Origin of the sequence: Streptomyces sp. MRC013 (assembly GCF_023614235.1) — a bacterium.
In the GTDB taxonomy this organism is placed as follows: Bacteria; Actinomycetota; Actinomycetes; order Streptomycetales; family Streptomycetaceae; genus Streptomyces.
The window spans coordinates 4,513,420-4,530,962 of record NZ_CP094264.1 but is presented as its reverse complement, the minus strand read 5'-3'; the positions used below and the strand labels follow the sequence as shown (position 1 = coordinate 4,530,962).

10 protein-coding genes and 3 pseudogenes are annotated in these 17,543 nt (G+C 72.4%); 3 read left to right on the top strand and 10 right to left on the bottom strand.

Features of this window, described 5'->3' with window-relative positions:
* Positions 1-25 precede the first annotated feature (25 nt).
* The 3 genes from LUW75_RS20545 to arc form a co-directional block, all read right to left on the bottom strand.
* Positions 26-241 (bottom strand): ubiquitin-like protein Pup, encoded by a 216-nt coding sequence (locus tag LUW75_RS20545; RefSeq protein WP_250336927.1) that lies wholly within the window; start codon positions 239-241, stop codon positions 26-28.
* Between the two features lie 140 nt (positions 242-381).
* On the bottom strand, positions 382-1,893 hold the full coding sequence (gene dop / locus LUW75_RS20540) for a depupylase/deamidase Dop (RefSeq protein WP_250336926.1): 1,512 nt from the start codon (positions 1,891-1,893) through the stop codon (positions 382-384).
* A 264-nt stretch (positions 1,894-2,157) separates the two neighbouring features.
* Complete coding sequence (arc, locus tag LUW75_RS20535; protein ID WP_250336925.1) at positions 2,158-3,924, bottom strand: proteasome ATPase; 1,767 nt, start codon at positions 3,922-3,924, stop codon at positions 2,158-2,160.
* 253 nt (positions 3,925-4,177) lie between these two features.
* On the opposite strand from arc, the gene LUW75_RS20530 reads away from it, so the two are divergent.
* Positions 4,178-4,489 carry a ferredoxin gene (locus tag LUW75_RS20530; RefSeq protein ID WP_250336924.1) on the top strand — a complete coding sequence of 104 codons (312 nt, stop codon included), beginning with the start codon at positions 4,178-4,180 and terminating at the stop codon, positions 4,487-4,489.
* A 7-nt stretch (positions 4,490-4,496) separates the two neighbouring features.
* Here the strand turns inward: LUW75_RS20530 and LUW75_RS20525 are convergent, their stop codons facing one another.
* The 3 genes and pseudogenes from LUW75_RS20525 to LUW75_RS20515 all read right to left on the bottom strand — a co-directional run bounded on the left by LUW75_RS20525 (position 4,497) and on the right by LUW75_RS20515 (position 7,486).
* Positions 4,497-5,066, bottom strand: a complete 570-nt coding sequence (locus LUW75_RS20525) for a hypothetical protein (RefSeq protein WP_250336923.1) — start codon at positions 5,064-5,066, stop codon at positions 4,497-4,499.
* A 223-nt stretch (positions 5,067-5,289) separates the two neighbouring features.
* A pseudogene (locus LUW75_RS20520) lies at positions 5,290-6,178 on the bottom strand (tRNA (adenine-N1)-methyltransferase).
* A gap of 57 nt (positions 6,179-6,235) precedes the next feature.
* Positions 6,236-7,486, bottom strand: a complete 1,251-nt coding sequence (locus LUW75_RS20515) for a site-2 protease family protein (RefSeq protein ID WP_250336922.1) — start codon at positions 7,484-7,486, stop codon at positions 6,236-6,238.
* A 124-nt stretch (positions 7,487-7,610) separates the two neighbouring features.
* On the opposite strand from LUW75_RS20515, the gene LUW75_RS20510 reads away from it, so the two are divergent.
* Both LUW75_RS20510 and LUW75_RS20505 read left to right on the top strand, forming a co-directional pair.
* Positions 7,611-8,471: a RecB family exonuclease gene (locus tag LUW75_RS20510; RefSeq protein ID WP_250336921.1), complete on the top strand. Its 861-nt coding sequence runs from the start codon at positions 7,611-7,613 to the stop codon at positions 8,469-8,471.
* A 9-nt stretch (positions 8,472-8,480) separates the two neighbouring features.
* Positions 8,481-9,152 (top strand): response regulator, encoded by a 672-nt coding sequence (locus LUW75_RS20505; RefSeq protein WP_250336920.1) that lies wholly within the window; start codon positions 8,481-8,483, stop codon positions 9,150-9,152.
* Positions 9,153-9,248: 96 nt separating this feature from the next.
* Here the strand turns inward: LUW75_RS20505 and LUW75_RS20500 are convergent, their stop codons facing one another.
* The 4 genes and pseudogenes from LUW75_RS20500 to metH all read right to left on the bottom strand — a co-directional run bounded on the left by LUW75_RS20500 (position 9,249) and on the right by metH (position 17,334).
* Complete coding sequence (locus LUW75_RS20500) at positions 9,249-10,835, bottom strand: ABC transporter substrate-binding protein (protein ID WP_250336919.1); 1,587 nt, start codon at positions 10,833-10,835, stop codon at positions 9,249-9,251.
* Between the two features lie 38 nt (positions 10,836-10,873).
* Positions 10,874-12,479: pseudogene (locus tag LUW75_RS20495) on the bottom strand (ABC transporter substrate-binding protein).
* Between the two features lie 440 nt (positions 12,480-12,919).
* Entirely contained in the window at positions 12,920-13,651 is a 732-nt protein-coding gene (locus LUW75_RS20490) for an HAD family hydrolase (protein WP_250336918.1), read from the bottom strand.
* Between the two features lie 151 nt (positions 13,652-13,802).
* A pseudogene (gene metH, locus LUW75_RS20485) lies at positions 13,803-17,334 on the bottom strand (methionine synthase).
* Positions 17,335-17,543 lie beyond the last annotated feature (209 nt).

The following is a 17,543-nucleotide window of genomic DNA, read 5'->3' as shown; positions in this document are numbered from 1 at the left end:
CTCCGCCCCGGAGGTCACGCGGCCGTCACTGGCCGCCCTTCTGCACGAAGGAGCGCACGAAGTCCTCGGCGTTCTCCTCGAGCACGTCGTCGATCTCGTCGAGGACCGAGTCCACGTCGTCGCTGAGCTTCTCGTGGCGCTCCCTGAGGTCCTCCGAGGCCTGCGCCTCGGGTGCCTGGTCCTCGACCTCCTCGGTGGAACGCGTGGCCTTCTGCTGGCCGCCGGTGTCCTTGGTCGCCATATCCCTCACCCCGCTCGGATTGCCCGCCTGGTCAGGTGTCTCAAGGTCGGACCCTACAAGCCCGGTCCGACATCGGCCCCGTCTTTCTCGACGTCCGGGCCACCTCCATGATTCCCTGTGGCGGCTCCCCGAAGCGCCTTTCAGCCACCCGAAAGGGTCCGGACCAGTTCCTCGGCCGTGCGGCAGCGGTCCAGGAGCTCCTTCACGTGCTCCCGGGTGCCCCGCAGCGGCTCCAGTGTGGGGACCCGCTGCAGGGAGTCGCGTCCGGGGAGGTCGAAGATCACGGAGTCCCAGGACGCCGCGGCGACGTCGTCCGCGTACTGTTCCAGGCAGCGGCCGCGGAAGTAGGCCCTGGTGTCCTCGGGAGGCCGCCTCTCGGCCCGCTCCACCTCCGCCTCGTCCAGCAGGCGCTTCATGCGCCCGCGGGCCACCAGCCGGTTGTACAGACCCTTCTCGGGGCGCACGTCGGCGTACTGGAGGTCCACCAGGTGCAGGCGCGCGGCGTCCCAGCCGAGGCGGTCGCGGCGCCGGTACCCCTCCATGAGCTCCAGCTTCGCCACCCAGTCCAGTTCCCCGGCGAGGCTCATGGGGTCGCTCTCCAGCCGGCTGAGCGTGTCCTCCCAGCGGGTGAGGACGTCCGTAGTCTGCTCGTCCGCGTCGGCGCCGAAACGGTTCTCGACGTACTTGCGGGCCAGCTCGCAGTACTCCATCTGGAGCTGCACGGCGGTCAGTGTCCGGCCGCTGCGGAGCGTGACCGGCTGCCGGAGCGTCGGGTCGTGCGAGACCCGGTGCAGCGTGCGCACCGGCTGGTCGACGGCGAGGTCGACGGTGATGAAGCCGTCCTCGATCATCGACAGGACCAGCGCGGTCGTGCCGAGCTTCAGGTAGGTGGAGATCTCCGAGAGGTTGGCGTCGCCGATGATGACGTGGAGGCGGCGGTACTTCTCGGCGTCGGCGTGCGGCTCGTCGCGCGTGTTGATGATGGGCCGTTTGAGTGTCGTCTCCAGCCCGACCTCGACCTCGAAGTAGTCCGCCCGCTGGCTGAGCTGGAAGCCGTGCTCCTGGCCGTCCTGGCCGATGCCGACGCGGCCGGCGCCGGTGACGACCTGGCGGGAGACGAAGAAGGGCGTGAGGTGGCGCACGATGTCCGAGAAGGGGGTCTCCCGCTTCATGAGGTAGTTCTCGTGCGTGCCGTAGGAGGCGCCCTTGTTGTCGGTGTTGTTCTTGTAGAGGTGGATGGGCTGGGCGCCGGGCAGCTGGGTGGCCCGTTCGGCGGCCTCGGCCATGATCCGCTCGCCGGCCTTGTCCCACAGGACGGCGTCGCGGGGGTTGGTGACCTCGGGCGCGCTGTACTCCGGATGGGCGTGGTCCACGTAGAGGCGGGCGCCGTTGGTCAGGATGACGTTGGCGAGGCCGATGTCCTCGTCGGTGAGCTGGCTGGAGTCGGCGGCCTCGCGGGCGAGGTCGAAGCCGCGGGCGTCCCGCAGCGGGTTCTCCTCCTCGAAGTCCCAGCGGGCGCGGCGCGCCCGGTGCATCGCCGCCGCGTAGGCGTTGACGATCTGGGACGAGGTGAGCATGGCATTGGCGTTGGGATGGCCGGGGACGGAGATCCCGTACTCCGTCTCGATGCCCATTACTCGCCGTACGGTCATGCGGCCCTCCTTGCCCGGCGGCACCCCCGTGCGGGGGCGGCGCCCGAGTACCGGTTCTCCGATGCGTGTGCGGTGCCCGACCCCGCACTGCGCGATTCGGCGGTACGGACGAGCCTAGAACGCCTTCGCGCCGGAGGGGAGATCGATTGCGCCATTGCTCCGGTGCGGCCCGTGCCCGGCGGCGCCCGGTGGAACGCGGCCGGCTGCGGACGGCCCTCCCCCTTTCGGGGGTCCGGGGGCGTCCGCAGCCGGTTCCGCGCGCTCCTAGAGGTACTGGCCGGTGTTGGCCACCGTGTCGATGGAGCGCCCGGTGTCCGCGCCCTGCTTTCCGGTGACGAGGGTGCGGATGAAGACGATCCGCTCGCCCTTCTTCCCGGAGATGCGGGCCCAGTCGTCCGGGTTGGTGGTGTTGGGCAGGTCCTCGTTCTCCTTGAACTCGTCCACGCACGCCTGGAGGAGGTGGGAGACCCGGATGCCCTTCTGGTTCTGGTCGAGGTAGGCCTTGATGGCCATCTTCTTCGCCCGGTCGACGATGTTCTGGATCATCGCGCCGGAATTGAAGTCCTTGAAGTACAGGACCTCCTTGTCGCCGTTGGCGTACGTGACCTCGAGGAACCGGTTCTCCTCGGATTCCGCGTACATCTGCTCCACGACCGACTGGATCATGGCCTGCGCCGCGGCCTCCTTGGAGCCGTTGTGCTCGGCGAGGTCCTCCGCGTGGAGCGGCAGCGACGGGGTGAGGTACTTGGCGAAGATGTCCTTGGCGGCCTCGGCGTCCGGACGCTCGATCTTGATCTTCACGTCGAGGCGGCCGGGGCGGAGGATCGCCGGGTCGATCATGTCCTCGCGGTTGGAGGCTCCGATGACGATGACGTTCTCGAGCCCCTCGACGCCGTCGATCTCGGCGAGCAGCTGCGGGACGATCGTGTTCTCCACGTCCGAGCTGACGCCGGAGCCGCGGGTGCGGAAGAGGGACTCCATCTCGTCGAAGAAGACGATGACGGGGGTGCCCTCGGACGCCTTCTCCCTGGCCCGCTGGAAGACCAGGCGGATGTGCCGCTCGGTCTCGCCGACGTACTTGTTGAGGAGCTCGGGGCCCTTGATGTTGAGGAAGTAGCTCTTGCCGGCGGGCCGCCCGGTCACCTCGGCGACCTTCTTCGCCAGGGAGTTGGCGACGGCCTTGGCGATAAGGGTCTTGCCGCAGCCGGGAGGGCCGTACAGCAGGATGCCCTTCGGGGGCCGGAGCTCGTGCTCCTTGAACAGGTCGGGGTGGAGGTACGGGAGCTCGACCGCGTCGCGGATCAGCTCGATCTGGTTGCCCAGGCCGCCGATCTTGTCGTAGTCGACGTCCGGGACCTCCTCGAGGACGAGCTCCTCGACCTCGCTCTTGGGGATGACCTCGTAGACGTAGCCGGAACGGGGTTCGAGCAGGAGGGCGTCGCCGGGCCGGATGGTGGCGTCCAGCAGGGGCTCGGCGAGCCGTACGACCCGTTCCTCGTCGGTGTGGCCGATGACCAGGGCGCGCTCGCCGTCCTCGAGGATCTCCTTGAGGGTGACGATGTCCCCGGCGCGCTCGAAGTCCATGGCCTCGACCACGTTGAGCGCTTCGTTGAGCATGACCTCCTGGCCCCGCCGGAGCCGGTCGGGCTCGACGCTGGGGCTGACGTTCACACGGAGCTTGCGGCCGCCGGTGAAGATGTCGCACGTGCCGTCCTCGTTGGCCTGCAGGAAGACGCCGAAGCCGGCCGGCGGCTGGGCAAGGCGGTCGACCTCCTCCTTGAGGGCCACGATCTGGTCGCGGGCCTCACGGAGCGTGTTGGCGAGCCGCTCGTTCTGCGCGGACACGCCGGCCAGACTGGTCTGCAGCTCGACGATCCGCTCCTCGAGAATCCTCGTGTGCCGCGGAGAGTCGGCGAGCTTGCGTCGCAGGACGGCGATTTCCTGCTCGAGATAGGCAACCTGGCCGGCGGGGTCCTCAGACCCCCGCCCCGGCCGGATGCCGCGGTTGATGTCGTCGTCGTGGGCTGCCACGGTCCTCACCTCCTCCAAAGGGAGCTGGACGCTTCCAGACCCTACCTGCGTGGGTGGTGGTTGAAACCCCTAGATCACAAAGACTCTCGAGGTGTGTCCGATCTTCACCCTTGCGCTTTCCCCACGGGAAGGGAATACCCACCCACCAACATCGGAAAGCGGCCCGGTTGTATCGTCGTCAGTGGCCAACACCCGTCAGGGCGGGCCGGACTTACTTCCCGACGCTTCACCGAGGCAGGAAACGGCAGGGCATATGACCGCGCAGCACGAGGCCCCCACCACGGCCGCCGGGGAGGCTCTGGAGGTCTGGATCGACCAGGACCTCTGCACCGGGGACGGGATCTGCGCCCAGTACGCGCCGGAGGTGTTCGAACTCGACATCGACGGCCTGGCCTATGTGAAGAGCCCCGACGACGAGCTCCTCCAGGAGCCGGGCGCGACGGCGCCGGTGCCGCTGCCGCTGTTGCGGGACGTGGTGGACTCGGCGAAGGAGTGCCCGGGCGACTGCATCCACGTGCGGAGGGCCTCGGACGGGGTCGAGGTGTACGGCCCGGACGCCGAGTAGCCGTCCGTCAGCGGGTGGTCGCGGCGGCGCGGAGGAACGCGCCGCCGGACCACCGCCATTCGGCGGCCTCGCGCTCGTCGGGGCAGCAGCGGGGCACGCCGGGGGACGAGTAGCCGAGCAGGGTCGCCGTGACCAGGCCGTCACGCACGGCGAGGTCTCCGACCGTGAGGGCGTCCGCGGGGTCGACGAGGGTCGCCACCACGCGGGCGCCCTTCGCGGTGCCGTCCGCGCCCGTGAGGACGTAGAGGCCCTGCGGCGGAGTGCCCGAGCCGGCCCGGCAGTGGACGGCGGCGACCGTCTCGGGCCGCCCGTCGCCGTCGAGGTCGCCGGAGGCGGTCCTGGGGACGGCGGTGGGGGCCCCGGCGCAGTCCAGCGGGTACGCGGCGGACGCCGCGTCGGGGGCGGACGCTCCGGCCACCGGCGCCGGGCGGGCGGTGGCGGGATCGGTGGCGGTGGCCGGGGCGGGTTGCGTGAGGGAGGCCAGGACGACGACCCCGGCCAGGGCGGCGGCGGTCGCGAGCCAGTGCGCGGGGCGGGCGTGGGTGTGCGCGAGGTCCGGGGCGGCGGAGGTCTGCACGCGGGCTGTCTCCTGTGGTCGTGCGGTGGCGGTGGGACGCCGCCGCGGGCAGTGGCCAGCATCGTTCCACACCCCGCGGGCGGCGGGAACCCGGGGTGGCGGCCCCTGTCCGGGCCGGCCGGCGCGGGTTCGCGCACCGGCCGGGTGAACGCCGCGGCGCCGTCCCGGAGTTCCCGGCTCGGCGGGGGAAGTCCGGGGCGGCGCCGCGGCGTTGCCCGCCGGGTCAGCCCTTGTTCGGGCCCTCGTAGTCCTCGCCGTAGGCGCCCTTTGGCGGGGCGGCGGCGGCGCATGGGCGGCTCGACGCCGTCCGCGAGGCGGCGGGCGGTGACGAGGAAGCCGGTGTGGCCGATCATGCGGTGGTCCGGGCGGACGGCCAGCCCCTCGACGTGCCAGTTGCGGATCATCGACTCCCAGGGCTGCGGCTCGGCGTAGCAGCCGATCTCGCGGACGGACTCGACGGTCCGGGCGAGCTGGGTGGTCGTCGCGACGTAGCAGCAGAGGATGCCGCCGGGGACGAGGGCCTTGGAGACGGCCTCCAGGCACTCCCAGGGGGCGAGCATGTCCAGGATGACGCGGTCGACGTCGGTGTCGGTGAGGCTGTCCTGGAGGTCGCCGACGGTGAGGCGCCAGGCGGGGTGGGGGCCTCCGAAGTAGCGCTCCACGTTGGCCTTGGCGATCTCCGCGAAGTCCTCGCGGCGCTCGTAGGAGTGGAGCATGCCGCTGTCGCCGACGGCGCGGAGCAGGAAGCTGCTGAGCGAACCCGAGCCGACGCCGGCCTCCACGACGCGGGCGCCGGGGAAGATGTCGGCGAAGGCGAGGATCTGGCCCGCGTCCTTCGGGTAGACGACTGCGGCCCCGCGGGGCATGGACAGGACGTAGTCGGGGAGCAGGGGGCGCAGCGCGAGGTAGGCGACGTTTCCCGTGGTACGGACAACACTGCCCTCGGGGGCGCCGATCAGCTCGTCGTGCGGGAAGGAACCCTTGTGGGTGTGGAAGTTCTTCCCGGCCTCGAGCGTGAACGTGTAGTGGCGTCCCTTGGGGTCGGTGAGCTGGACCTGGTCCCCGACCTCGAAGGGCCCGCGACGGCGGGCGGCACCGGTCGGTTCGGACATGTGACCAGGGTACCCGGCGGTGACGGGGGCCCGGACCACGGCGCGGGGCGGGACCGGTCAGCGGCGGGCGGGGCCCGGGCGGGCCATGGCCCGGACGAAGGCGCGCTCGACGTCGGCGGTGGACAGCACGCCGTACACCTCGCCGGTCTCCTCGACGACGAGGTACTCGGTGGCGGGGGTCTCGCGGAGCCTTTCGAGGAGGGCCTCGCCCGCGAGGTCGGCGGGGATCCTCATGCCGTCGGTGAGGTCCTGGGCGAGGCCGCTGACGGCGACCCAGGGGCGGCGGTGCCGCGGCACGCCGGCCACGGCGGTCTCGCGGACGAGGGCGGTGGGCTCGCCCCGGCCGTCGACGACGACGAGCGCGCGGGCCCCGGCCTCGTTGGCGCGGCGGAGCGCCTCGGACAGCGGGGTCTCGGGGGGGACGGGGACGGCGCGCCGGGTGAGGGTGCGGGCCTGCAGGGCGGGGAGGCGTTCGCGCAGGCGGGCCATGCGGAGGCTGTTGCCGGCGCCGGTCCAGATGATCGCGGCGAGGATGGCGGCGAGGAGCGCGTCCATGACCGTGTCCATGCCACTGGGGTCCGCGGCGCCGCCCAGGACGCCGGTCCGCGTGAGCAGGGGCAGGCCGAGGAGGACGGCGACGGCCAGGGCCCGGCCCGCCCAGGCGGCGGCGACGGTGCCGCTCATGGGGTCGCCGGTGGCCTTCCAGACGACGGCGCGGAGCATCCGGCCGCCGTCGAGGGGGAGGCCGGGCAGGAGGTTGAAGGCGGCGACGAGCAGGTTGGAGATCGTCAGGCCGGCGAGGAGGACGCCGGGGACCGTGCCGGGTTCGACGGCGTGCAGCCCGGCGTAGAAGGCGCCGGAGAGCACGAGGGAGAGGAGGGGGCCCACGAAGGCGAGGACGAATTCGCGGCCCGGGGTCTCGGACTCCTTCTCGATCTCGGAGACGCCGCCGAAGAACTGGAGCTGGATGCGGCGGACCGGCAGCCCGTAGCGGAGCGCGGCGACGGTGTGGGCGAGCTCGTGGACGAGGACGGAGGCGTAGAAGGCGACGGCGAAGAACAGCGAGACCAGGTAGCGGGCGCCGCCCAGCTCGGGCAGGACGCGGTCGAGCTGGCCGCCGAAGACCCAGGTGATGAGGGCGGCCACGAGGAACCAGCTGGGGGCGACGTAGACGGGCACACCGAGGATCCGGCCCATGAGCAGGCCGCCGCCGGGCTCGGCGCGGCGCCGCCCGTCGGAGCCGGGGGTGTCTCGGGTGGGCGCGGACCGCGGGCGCGTGCCCTCGCCGTTCTCGTCGTCCTGGTTCACGGGTTCCCTTCGGCGTGGGGGCGGGTGGGCCGGGGTCGTCCCCGCCCGGTCATGCGGAGTGCGGTGTTCCCCGCCGTCGATGGTATGCCGACGGCTGTCGGTGGCGGGTCATAGGGTCGGGGACATGACCTCGTGCCCGCAGCCGCCCGCGTCGCTCTCGCCGTCCCGTGCCGGGGACTTCATGCAGTGCCCCCTGTTGTACCGGTTCCGGGTGATCGACAGGCTGCCGGAGAAGCCGAGCCCGGCGGCGACGCGGGGCACCCTGGTGCACGCGGTGCTGGAGCGCCTCTTCGACGACCCGGCGGCCGAGCGCACGGCTCCGAGGGCGCGGGCGATGGTCCCCGGGCAGTGGTCGCGGCTGCTGGAGTCGCGTCCGGAGCTGGCCTCGCTGTTCGAGGGCGACGCGGACGGGGAGCGGCTGGGGCGCTGGCTGCGGGAGGCCGAGGACCTGGTCGAGCGGTGGTTCGCGCTGGAGGACCCGACGCGGCTGGAGCCGGCGGAGCGGGAGCTGTTCGTGGAGACGGAGCTGGAGTCGGGGCTCCGGCTGCGGGGGGTGATCGACCGGGTCGACGTGGCGCCGTCGGGCGAGGTGCGGATCGTCGACTACAAGACGGGCAGGGCGCCGCGCCCGGAGTACGGGGACGGCGCGCTGTTCCAGATGACGTTCTACGCGCTGGTGGTGTGGCGGTTGAAGGGGGTGCTGCCGCGGCGGCTGCAGCTGGTGTACCTGGGCAGCGGCGACGTGGTGACGTACGACCCGGTGATGGCGGACCTGAGGCGGGTGGAGCGGAAGCTGCTGGCCCTGTGGGAGGCCATCCGGAGGGCGACGGAGACGGGCGACTGGCGGCCGCGGCCGACGAAGCTGTGCGGTTGGTGCGACCACCGGGCGTTCTGCCCGGAGTTCGGGGGGACTCCCCCGGTCTACCCGCTGCCGGTGCGGTCGGCCGGGTCGGGGCAGAATGGGCCGGATCCAGCGATCTCTTGAGGAGTGCCCGTGGCCATCCGCGTCCTACTGGTCGACGACCAGCCGCTGCTGCGTACCGGTTTCCGGATGATTCTGGAGGCGGAGCAGGACATCACGGTGGTGGGTGAGGCCGGGGACGGCCTGCAGGCACTCGAGCGGGTGCGGGCGCTCCAGCCGGACGTGGTGCTGATGGACGTGCGGATGCCGCGGATGGACGGGGTGGAGGCGACGCGCCGGATCTCGGGGCCGGGACGGGACGGCCCGGCGAAGGTGCTGGTGCTGACCACCTTCGACCTGGACGAGTACGTGGTGGAGGCGCTGCGGGCGGGGGCGAGCGGGTTCCTGCTGAAGGACGCCCCGGCGCACGAGCTGGTGCAGGCGATCCGGGTGGTGGCGGCCGGCGAGGCGATGCTGGCGCCGAGCATCACGCGGCGGCTGCTGGACAAGTACGCCGGTCACCTGCCGTCGGGGGACGAGCCGGTGCCGGACGCGCTGAACACCCTGACGGAACGGGAGGTGGAGGTGCTGAAGCTGGTGGCGCGGGGGCTGTCGAACGCGGAGATCGCGGCGGACCTGTTCGTCTCGGAGACGACGGTGAAGACGCACGTGGGCCACGTGCTGACGAAGCTGCGGCTGCGGGACCGGGTGCAGGCGGCCGTGTACGCGTACGAGAGCGGCCTGGTGCGGCCGGGCGCGCAGTGACCGGCGGGCCCCCGCGGGCGGGGAGGGGCGGCGCCGGTGCCCCCGTGGCGCATCCGCGGGGAGGGCACCGGCGCCCGGCCGGCCGGCCGGCCGGGGTCAGTCCTTTCCGATCTCCCAGAACCGGAACACGGTGGACGCGTCGAGGGTCCACTCCAGGCCGGAGACCGTGCCGCGGGCGACGGCGTACTGCTTGGCCTGCCAGAGCGGGAGGAGCGGGACGTCCTCGGCGACGATGTCCTGGAGCCGGTCGAAGTCGTCCCGGGCGGCGCCGCGGTCGGCGGCCGCCGCGGTGTCCGGGATGATCCTGCCGGTGATCTCGGCGTTCTCGTAGTGGTTGCCGAGGACGTTGTCCCTGCCGAAGAACGGCTGGGCGAAGTTGTCCGGGTCCGGGTAGTCGGGGACCCAGCCCTTGACGTAGACGCCGTACCTGCCGGCCCGGATCTCCTTCTCGTACCGGCCGTACTCGACGGACTCCACCCGGGCCTCGAACAACCCGCTCCTGTTGAGCTGGGCGGCGATGGCCTCGGTCTGCTCGTTCGTGCCGGGGCCGTAGCGGCTGGGCGTGGAGTGGAGCGTGATCTCGACCTTGCCCTCGATGCCCTCGTCGCGGAGCGCCTTCCTCGCGAGGTCGGGCCGCGGGCGGTCGCCGTAGCGGTCGAAGAAGGCGGTGTTGTGCCCGAGGATGCCGGCGGGGACGACCGAGTACAGGGGGGTCGCCGTGGAGTGGTGGACGTCCCGGACGAGCGCCCGGCGGTCGACGAGGTGGGCGATGGCCCTGCGGACGCCGAGCCTGCCGGCGACCGGGTCCTTCATGTTGAAGACCAGGTACTGGACCTCGGCGCTGGAGCCCTCGACCACCTCGACGCCCTTCCCGCCGTCGGCCGGGGAGTCCTCGAACCTCCGGATGTCCTCGGCGGCGAGGCCGCGATAGGCGACGTCGACGTCGCCCTTCACCAGCCCTTCGGCGAGGGCCTTGCGGTCGCCGTCGTAGAACCTCAGGGTGACGCCGCCGTTCTTGATCCTGGCGGAGCCCTTGTACCCGGGGTTGACGGAGAAGACGGCCTTCCCGTCGTCGAAGGAGTCCAGCCGGTACGGACCGGACCCGACGGCCCCGCCGTCGGTGCGGAGGCGGTCGGCCCGGTACTCGCGGTGGTCGACGATGGAGCCGGCACCGGAGGCGATCTTGCTGGGGAAGGTGGCGTCGGGCACCTTGAGGACGAAGACGACGGTCCTGGCGTCGGGGGTCTCGACCCTCTTGATGGTGGAGAGGAGCGGGGCGGGCCCGTTCTCGTCGTCGATCTTCAGGGCGCGTTCGAAGGAGAACCTGACGTCCTCGGAGGTGAGCGGGTTGCCGTTGCTGAACTCCAGGCCCTCGCGGAGGGTGCAGTGGTAGACGGTGCTGTCGCCCTTGTCGAACCCGCACCGCTCGGCGGCTTCCGGCTGGGGCGTGGTGGCGCCCTTGGGGAAGCTCAGCAGGGACTGGAAGACGTTGTTGAACAGCAGCCAGGAGCCGGGGTCGTACCCGGCGGCGGGGTCGGTGGCCAGGACCCGGTCGGACATGCCGACGACGATCCTCTCGGAGCCGCCGGCGTCGGCGCCCCCGTCGGTGCCGCAGCCGCCGATCGCGGCGACCGCGAGTCCCGCGGCGAGCGGGACCGTCAGCCACTTGTCGTATGCCTTCACTGGAACCTTGCCTCTGGATCTCTTCGGTGCGGCGGGAATCAGGCGTCACCCCGGCCGAGCTCCCAGAGCTGCAGGTCCGAGGAGGTGTTGAGGGCCCATTCGACGCCGGTGAGGGTGGAGCGGGAGGCGACGTACTGCTTGCCCTGCCAGAGCGGGAGGACCGGGACGTCCTCGGCGACGATGTCCTGGAGCCGCTGGAAGGAGGGGGCCGCGGCGGCGCGGTCGGCCTCCCGGCGGGAGGCGGGGATGAGCCGCTCGCGGGCCTCCTTGCTGATGTAGGGGGTGTTGAGGAAGTTGTCGGCGTCGAGGAACGGGGCGATGTAGTTGTCGGGGTCCGGGAAGTCGGGGAACCAGCCGAGCCCGTAGACGGCGTAGTCGCCGCGCTTCTGGGCCGGCCGGAAGGCGGACCACTCGGCGCCCCGGACGGTCACGTCGAACAGGCCGCTCTCGTTGAACTGGTCGCGCAGGGCGGCGAACTCCCTGGCCGTCGCGGCCCCGTAGTGGTCGGTGGTGTAGTGCAGGGTCAGCCTGACGGGGGTGTCGACGTCCGCGCCGCGCAGGATGGCCGCGGCCTTGGCGCGGCTGGGGTCGCCGTACTTGTTGAAGAACGAGTTGCTGTGGGTGACGATCGTCGACGGGATCAGGGAGTACAGCGGCTTCGCGGTGGGGCCGTACACGCTGCGGACGAGGCGGTCGCGGTCGACGAGGGCGGCCATGGCCTGGCGCACGGCCTTGTCCCCGACGACGGGGGCCTCGGTGTCGAAGGCCAGGTAGCGGATCTCGAGGCCGGGCACCTCGGTGAGCTTGACGCCCTCCCGCGGTTGGGCGTCGAGCTCCTCGATCTGCTCGGGCTCCAGGGTGCGGGTCATCATGTCGATGTCGCCGGCCCTCAGCGCCTCGGCCATGGAGGCGGCGTCGTCGAAGGAGCGCAGTTCGACGCCGTCGTTGCGGACCGCGACGTCGCCCTTGTAGCGGGGGTTCCTGGTGAAGGAGACGCCGGCGAGGCGTCCGTCGCGGACGCGGGGCCTCATGGTGTACGGGCCGGAGCCGTCGACCTGGAAGCCCTCGCGGAGCCTGGTGGCCTCGTACCTGTCGCGGCTGACGATGCCGGCGACGGGCGTGGCGAGCTTGTACGGGAAGGTGGCGTCGGGCGTCTTCAGCCGGAAGGTGACCTCGCGGTCCCCCCCCGGCCTCGACGGCGTCGACGTTGGAGAGCAGGGCGGCGACGCCGTTGTCGGACTTGATGGCCAGGACGCGTTCGACCGAGTACTCGACGTCCCGGGCGGTGACCGGCTTGCCGTCGGAGAAGACGAGGCCCTGCCGGAGCAGGCAGCGGTAGCTCTCGCTGGTGCTGTCGGTGAACTCGCACTGGGAGGCGGCGTCGGGGACCGGGGTGCCGCCGCCACGCGGAACGCGCATCAGGGTCTGGACGGTCTGGCGCAGCACGTTCCAGGCGCCGGTGTCGTACGCGTAGGCCGGGTCGAAGGGGGCGGGGGCGTCCCGGGAGACGGCGAACCGGTCGGTGGTCCCGACGACGATGGCGCCGCCCGCGCCGCCCTCGCCCGTCCCGACGACGTTGCAGGCGACGAGGAGGGGGGCCAGCAGTCCGGCGATCGCGGGCAGTGCCGCGCGCTTGCGGTTCATGGGCGTACTCCTGGTCCGGCACGGGGGTGGCGCGTCCGAGGGGCCTCCCGTCGCGGGCCTCCGGCGGGGCGCGGCGACCGGGCCCGGACGGGGGCCGGCCGGCCTCGTGTCCGCGGCCGTCTCGCGGCGGCCGCGGCGCCGGGGGTGCGGCGGGGTGCTCGGCGGAAAGATTAGTGCCCTCACCACTCATTCCGGGTCGGGGCGGAGCGTGCGGCCTCCGGGGAGGCGGTCTCCGACCGTGACCGTACGGTTTCGGGGGCGCGGGAAGGTTCCCGCGCATTCCGGCCAATCCGGACGGATGGGCACCTCGGAAAACGCCCGATCCGGACACGCGTACGGGTGCGGACGCCCGGCGGCTGCCACTCTGGGTGAGCAAGGTCACGCGGGGCGGCTCCCCCTCCGTCACCCAGGGCGCACGTCCCGGCGCCGAGGGTCCGCCTTCACCCTGCGGGCCGCGCCCGGTGGGCGTGCCGGTCCGTCCCGGTGATCAGGGCGCGCAGGAATCCCAGGTCCACTTCTTCGAGGGAGCCGACGACGACCCGCCCGTCGGCCGGGGCGATGGGGGCGAGGGACGGTACGGCGACGACCCGGCAGCCGGCCGCCTCGGCGGCCGCGACCCCGGTGGCCGTGTCCTCGACGACGGCGCACCGGGCCGGGTCGGCTCCGACGCGGCGGGCGGCGAGGAGGTAGGGGTCGGGGTGCGGCTTCGTGCGGGGCACCTCGTCGCCGGCCACCGTGAGGGTGAAATGCTCGGCGCCCAGGGAACGCAGGACGCGGTCGATGATGCGCCGGTGGGAGGCGGACACCAGCGCCGTGGGCACGGAGTTCCCGCTCAGCTCCGCCAGCAGCCGGGCGGCGCCGGGCATGAGGGGGACGCCGCCGCCGATGCGCTCCTCGAACCGGTCGTTGAGCAGTGTGGTCAGTTCGGGGAGGGCGATGTCGGCGCCCGTGGCCTCGATGAGGTAGCCGGCGCTGCGGGTCATGGGGCCGCCGACGACGATGTCGCGCCAGGACTCCTCCAGCTCGTGCCCGAGGTCCCGGAAGACCGCGACCTCCACGTCCCACCAGAAGCCCTCGGTGTCGACGAGCGTGCCGTCCATGTCGAGGAACACCGCCTGGAGGGCCGACCCGTCGGCCGCTCGGCTCGGGAACGCGGGGACCGTGCTGGTCATCCGGCACACCTCCATGGGGACGGGAAGGCCGGCCGGGTGCCCCCCGCCGGGGGATCCGGTGGGGGCACGCGGCCGGCCTGCGCTGGGCCGACCAGTGTACGGCGCGCCGCGCCGCCGGGCGCCCGGCGGCGGGCGGGGCGTGCCGGGCGGGTCAGCGGGCGTTGAAGTACTTCGCCTCCGGGTGGTGGACGACGATGGCGTCGGTGGACTGCTCGGGGTGGAGCTGGAACTCCTCGGAGAGGTGGACGCCGATCCGCTCGGGCCGCAGCAGGTCCGCGATCTTGGCGCGGTCCTCCAGGTCGGGGCAGGCGCCGTAGCCGAGGGAGAAGCGCGCGCCGCGGTACCTGAGCGCGAACATGTCCTCGACGTCCGCCGGGTCCTCGCCGGCGAAACCGAGCTCGGCCCGGACGCGGGCGTGCCAGTACTCGGCGAGGGCCTCGGCGAGCTGGACGGACAGGCCGTGCAGCTCCAGGTAGTCCCGGTAGGAGTCGGAGGCGAACAGCTCGGCGGTGGCCTCGCCGATGCGGGAGCCGACGGTGACCACCTGGAAGCCGACGACGTCGGTCTCGCCGGACTCCTCGGGCCGGAAGAAGTCGGCCAGGCACAGGCGGCGGCCGCGGCGCTGGCGGGGGAAGGTGAAGCGGGTGCGCTCGTTGCCGGCCTCGTCGAGGACGATGAGGTCGTCGCCCTTGGACACGCAGGGGAAGTAGCCGTGGACGACGGCCGCTTCGAGCAGGTTGTCCGTGTGGAGCCGGTCGAGCCAGCCGCGCAGCCGGGGACGGCCTTCGGTCTCGACGAGCTCCTCGTACGCGGGTCCCTCGCCGGTGCGGGCCTGCTTCAGACCCCACTGCCCCTTGAACAGGGCGCCCTCGTCCAGCCAGGACGCGTACTCCCTGAGCTGGATCCCCTTGACGACGCGGGTTCCCCAGAAGGGCGGCTCGGGCACGGGGTTGTCGGTGGCCACGTCGGAGCGGACGCCGGTCTCGGGCTCGCGCTCCTCGACGGCCGCGGCGGCGGTGCGGACGCGGCGCCGCCGGAGTTCGGGGAGGGCCGCTCCGGGGACGCCTCGCTTGACGGCGACGAGGGCGTCCATCAGGCGCAGCCCTTCGAAGGCGTCGCGGGCGTAGCGGACCTCGCCCCGGTAGATCTCGTACAGGTCCTGCTCGACGTAGGCGCGGGTGAGGGCGGCGCCGCCGAGGATGACGGGGTACTTGGCGGCGAGGCCGCGGGTGTTGAGCTCCTCCAGGTTCTCCTTCATGATCACGGTGGACTTGACGAGGAGCCCGGACATGCCGATGACGTCGGCCCGGTGTTCCTCGGCGGCCTCCAGGATCGCGGAGACGGGCTGCTTGATGCCGAGGTTGACGACGTTGTAGCCGTTGTTGGAGAGGATGATGTCGACGAGGTTCTTGCCGATGTCGTGGACGTCGCCGCGGACGGTGGCGAGCACGATGGTGCCCTTGCCCACGGCGTCCCCGCCGTCCGCGACCTTCTCCATGTGCGGTTCGAGGTGGGCGACGGCCGTCTTCATGACCTCGGCGGACTGCAGGACGAACGGCAGCTGCATCCGGCCGGAGCCGAACAGGTCGCCGACGACCTTCATGCCGTCCAGGAGCGTGTCGTTGACGATGTCGAGGGCCTTGCGGGTGCGCAGGGCCTCGTCGAGGTCGGCCTCCAGGCCGTTCCTCTCGCCGTCGATGATGCGGCGCTTGAGGCGCTCCTCCAGCGGGAGGGCGGCGAGCTCCTCGGCCTTGCCCGCCTTGAGGGACTTGGCGGTGGCGCCCTCGAACAGCTCCATCAGCCGCTGGAGCGGGTCGTAGCCCTCGCGGCGGCGGTCGTAGATGAGGTCGAGCGCGGTGGTGACCTGCTCCTCGTCGAAGCGGGCGATCGGCAGGATCTTGGAGGCGTGGACGATCGCCGAGTCGAGGCCCGCCTTGACGCACTCGTCGAGGAAGACGGAGTTGAGCAGGATGCGGGCGGCCGGGTTGAGGCCGAAGGAGATGTTGGACAGGCCGAGGGTGGTCTGCACGTCCGGGTGGCGGCGCTTGAGTTCGCGGATGGCCTCGATGGTCGCGGCGCCGTCCTTGCGGGACTCCTCCTGCCCGGTGCAGATGGTGAAGGTGAGGCAGTCGACGAGGATGTCCTCCTCGCGGACGCCCCAGTTGCCGGTGAGGTCGGCGATCAGCCGTTCGGCGACGGCCACCTTCCTCCCGGCGGTGCGGGCCTGGCCCTCCTCGTCGATGGTGAGCGCGACGAGCGCGGCGCCGTGTTCCCGGGCGAGGGCGGCCATCCGGGCGAAGCGGGAGTCGGGGCCGTCGCCGTCCTCGTAGTTCACCGAGTTGATCACCGCGCGCCCGCCGAGCTTCTCCAGGCCGGCGCGGACCACGTCGACCTCGGTGGAGTCCAGCACGACGGGCAGGGTGGAGGCGGTGGCGAAGCGGCCGGCGAGTTCCTCCATGTCGGCGACGCCGTCGCGGCCCACGTAGTCGACGCACAGGTCGAGCATGTGCGCGCCCTCGCGGATCTGGTCGCGGGCCATCTCCACGCAGTCGTCCCAGCGGCCTTCGAGCATGGCCTCGCGGAACTTCCTGGAGCCGTTGGCGTTGGTCCGCTCGCCGATCGCGAGGTACGAGGTGTCCTGCCGGAACGGCACGCTCTGGTACAGGGACGCGGCCCCCGGCTCGGGGCGCGGGTCGCGGGGCGCCGGGGTGAGGCCGCGCACCCGCTCGACCACCCGGCGCAGGTGCTCGGGGGTGGTGCCGCAGCAGCCGCCGACGAGGGACAGGCCGTACTCGCGGACGAACGCCTCCTGCGCGTCGGCGAGTTCGGGGGCGGTGAGCGGGTAGTGGGCGCCGTCCCTGCCGAGGACGGGCAGGCCCGCGTTGGGCATGCAGGACAGGGGGGACGCGGGAGTGGCGGGCGAGGTAGCGCAGGTGCTCGCTCATCTCGGCGGGTCCGGTGGCGCAGTTCAGCCCGATCATGTCGATGCCGAGGGGTTCGAGCGCGGTGAGCGCGGCGCCGATCTCGGAGCCGAGGAGCATGGTGCCGGTGGTCTCGACGGTGACGGAGACGATGAGCGGCACGTCGGCGCCGAGGGCCTCCAGGCCGCGGCGGGCGCCGACGACGGCGGCCTTGGTCTGGAGGAGGTCCTGGGTGGTCTCGACGATCAGGGCGTCGGCTCCGCCGGAGACCAGGCCCTCGGCGCTGCTCTGATAGGCGTCCCGGAGGGTGGTGTACGGGGCGTGGCCGAGGGTGGGGAGCTTGGTGCCGGGGCCCATGGAGCCGAGGACCCAGCGCTGCCGGGCGTCGGCGGCGGTGTGCCGGTCGGCGGCTTCGCGGGCGATGCGCGCGCCGGCTTCCGAGAGCTCGTGGACGCGGTGGGCGATGTCGTACTCGGCGAGCGCGGAGAAGTTGGCGCCGAAGGTGTTCGTCTCGACGCAGTCGACCCCGGCGGCGAAGTACGCGTCGTGGACCGAGCGGACGATGTCGGGCCGGGTGAGGTTGAGGACCTCGTTGCAGCCTTCGAGGTTCTCGAAGTCGTCGAGGGTGGGGTCCTGCGCCTGGAGCATCGTGCCCATGGCCCCGTCGGCGACGACCACCCGTGTGGCGAGTGCGTCGCGGAGCGCGGCCACCCGGGCGCGGCTGTCGGCGGACGTGGGGGAAGGGGACGGCGACGAGGCCATGGAGGTGCTCCCTGGGATGCGACGGCTGTCGGCTTTGCGCCCCCGGGAGGGGGCGCACGCCGCCAGCGTAGCCGCCATCGGGTGGGACGGACACGCCGTCCCACGTGACGGACGGCACGCCGGGCGGGGGCGGAGTGCCGTCCGTACAGCTCGTACGGGGGCGTCCCGTGTGGCCGTGGGTCGGCGGAGACGGATATCGTTCGGCAGCG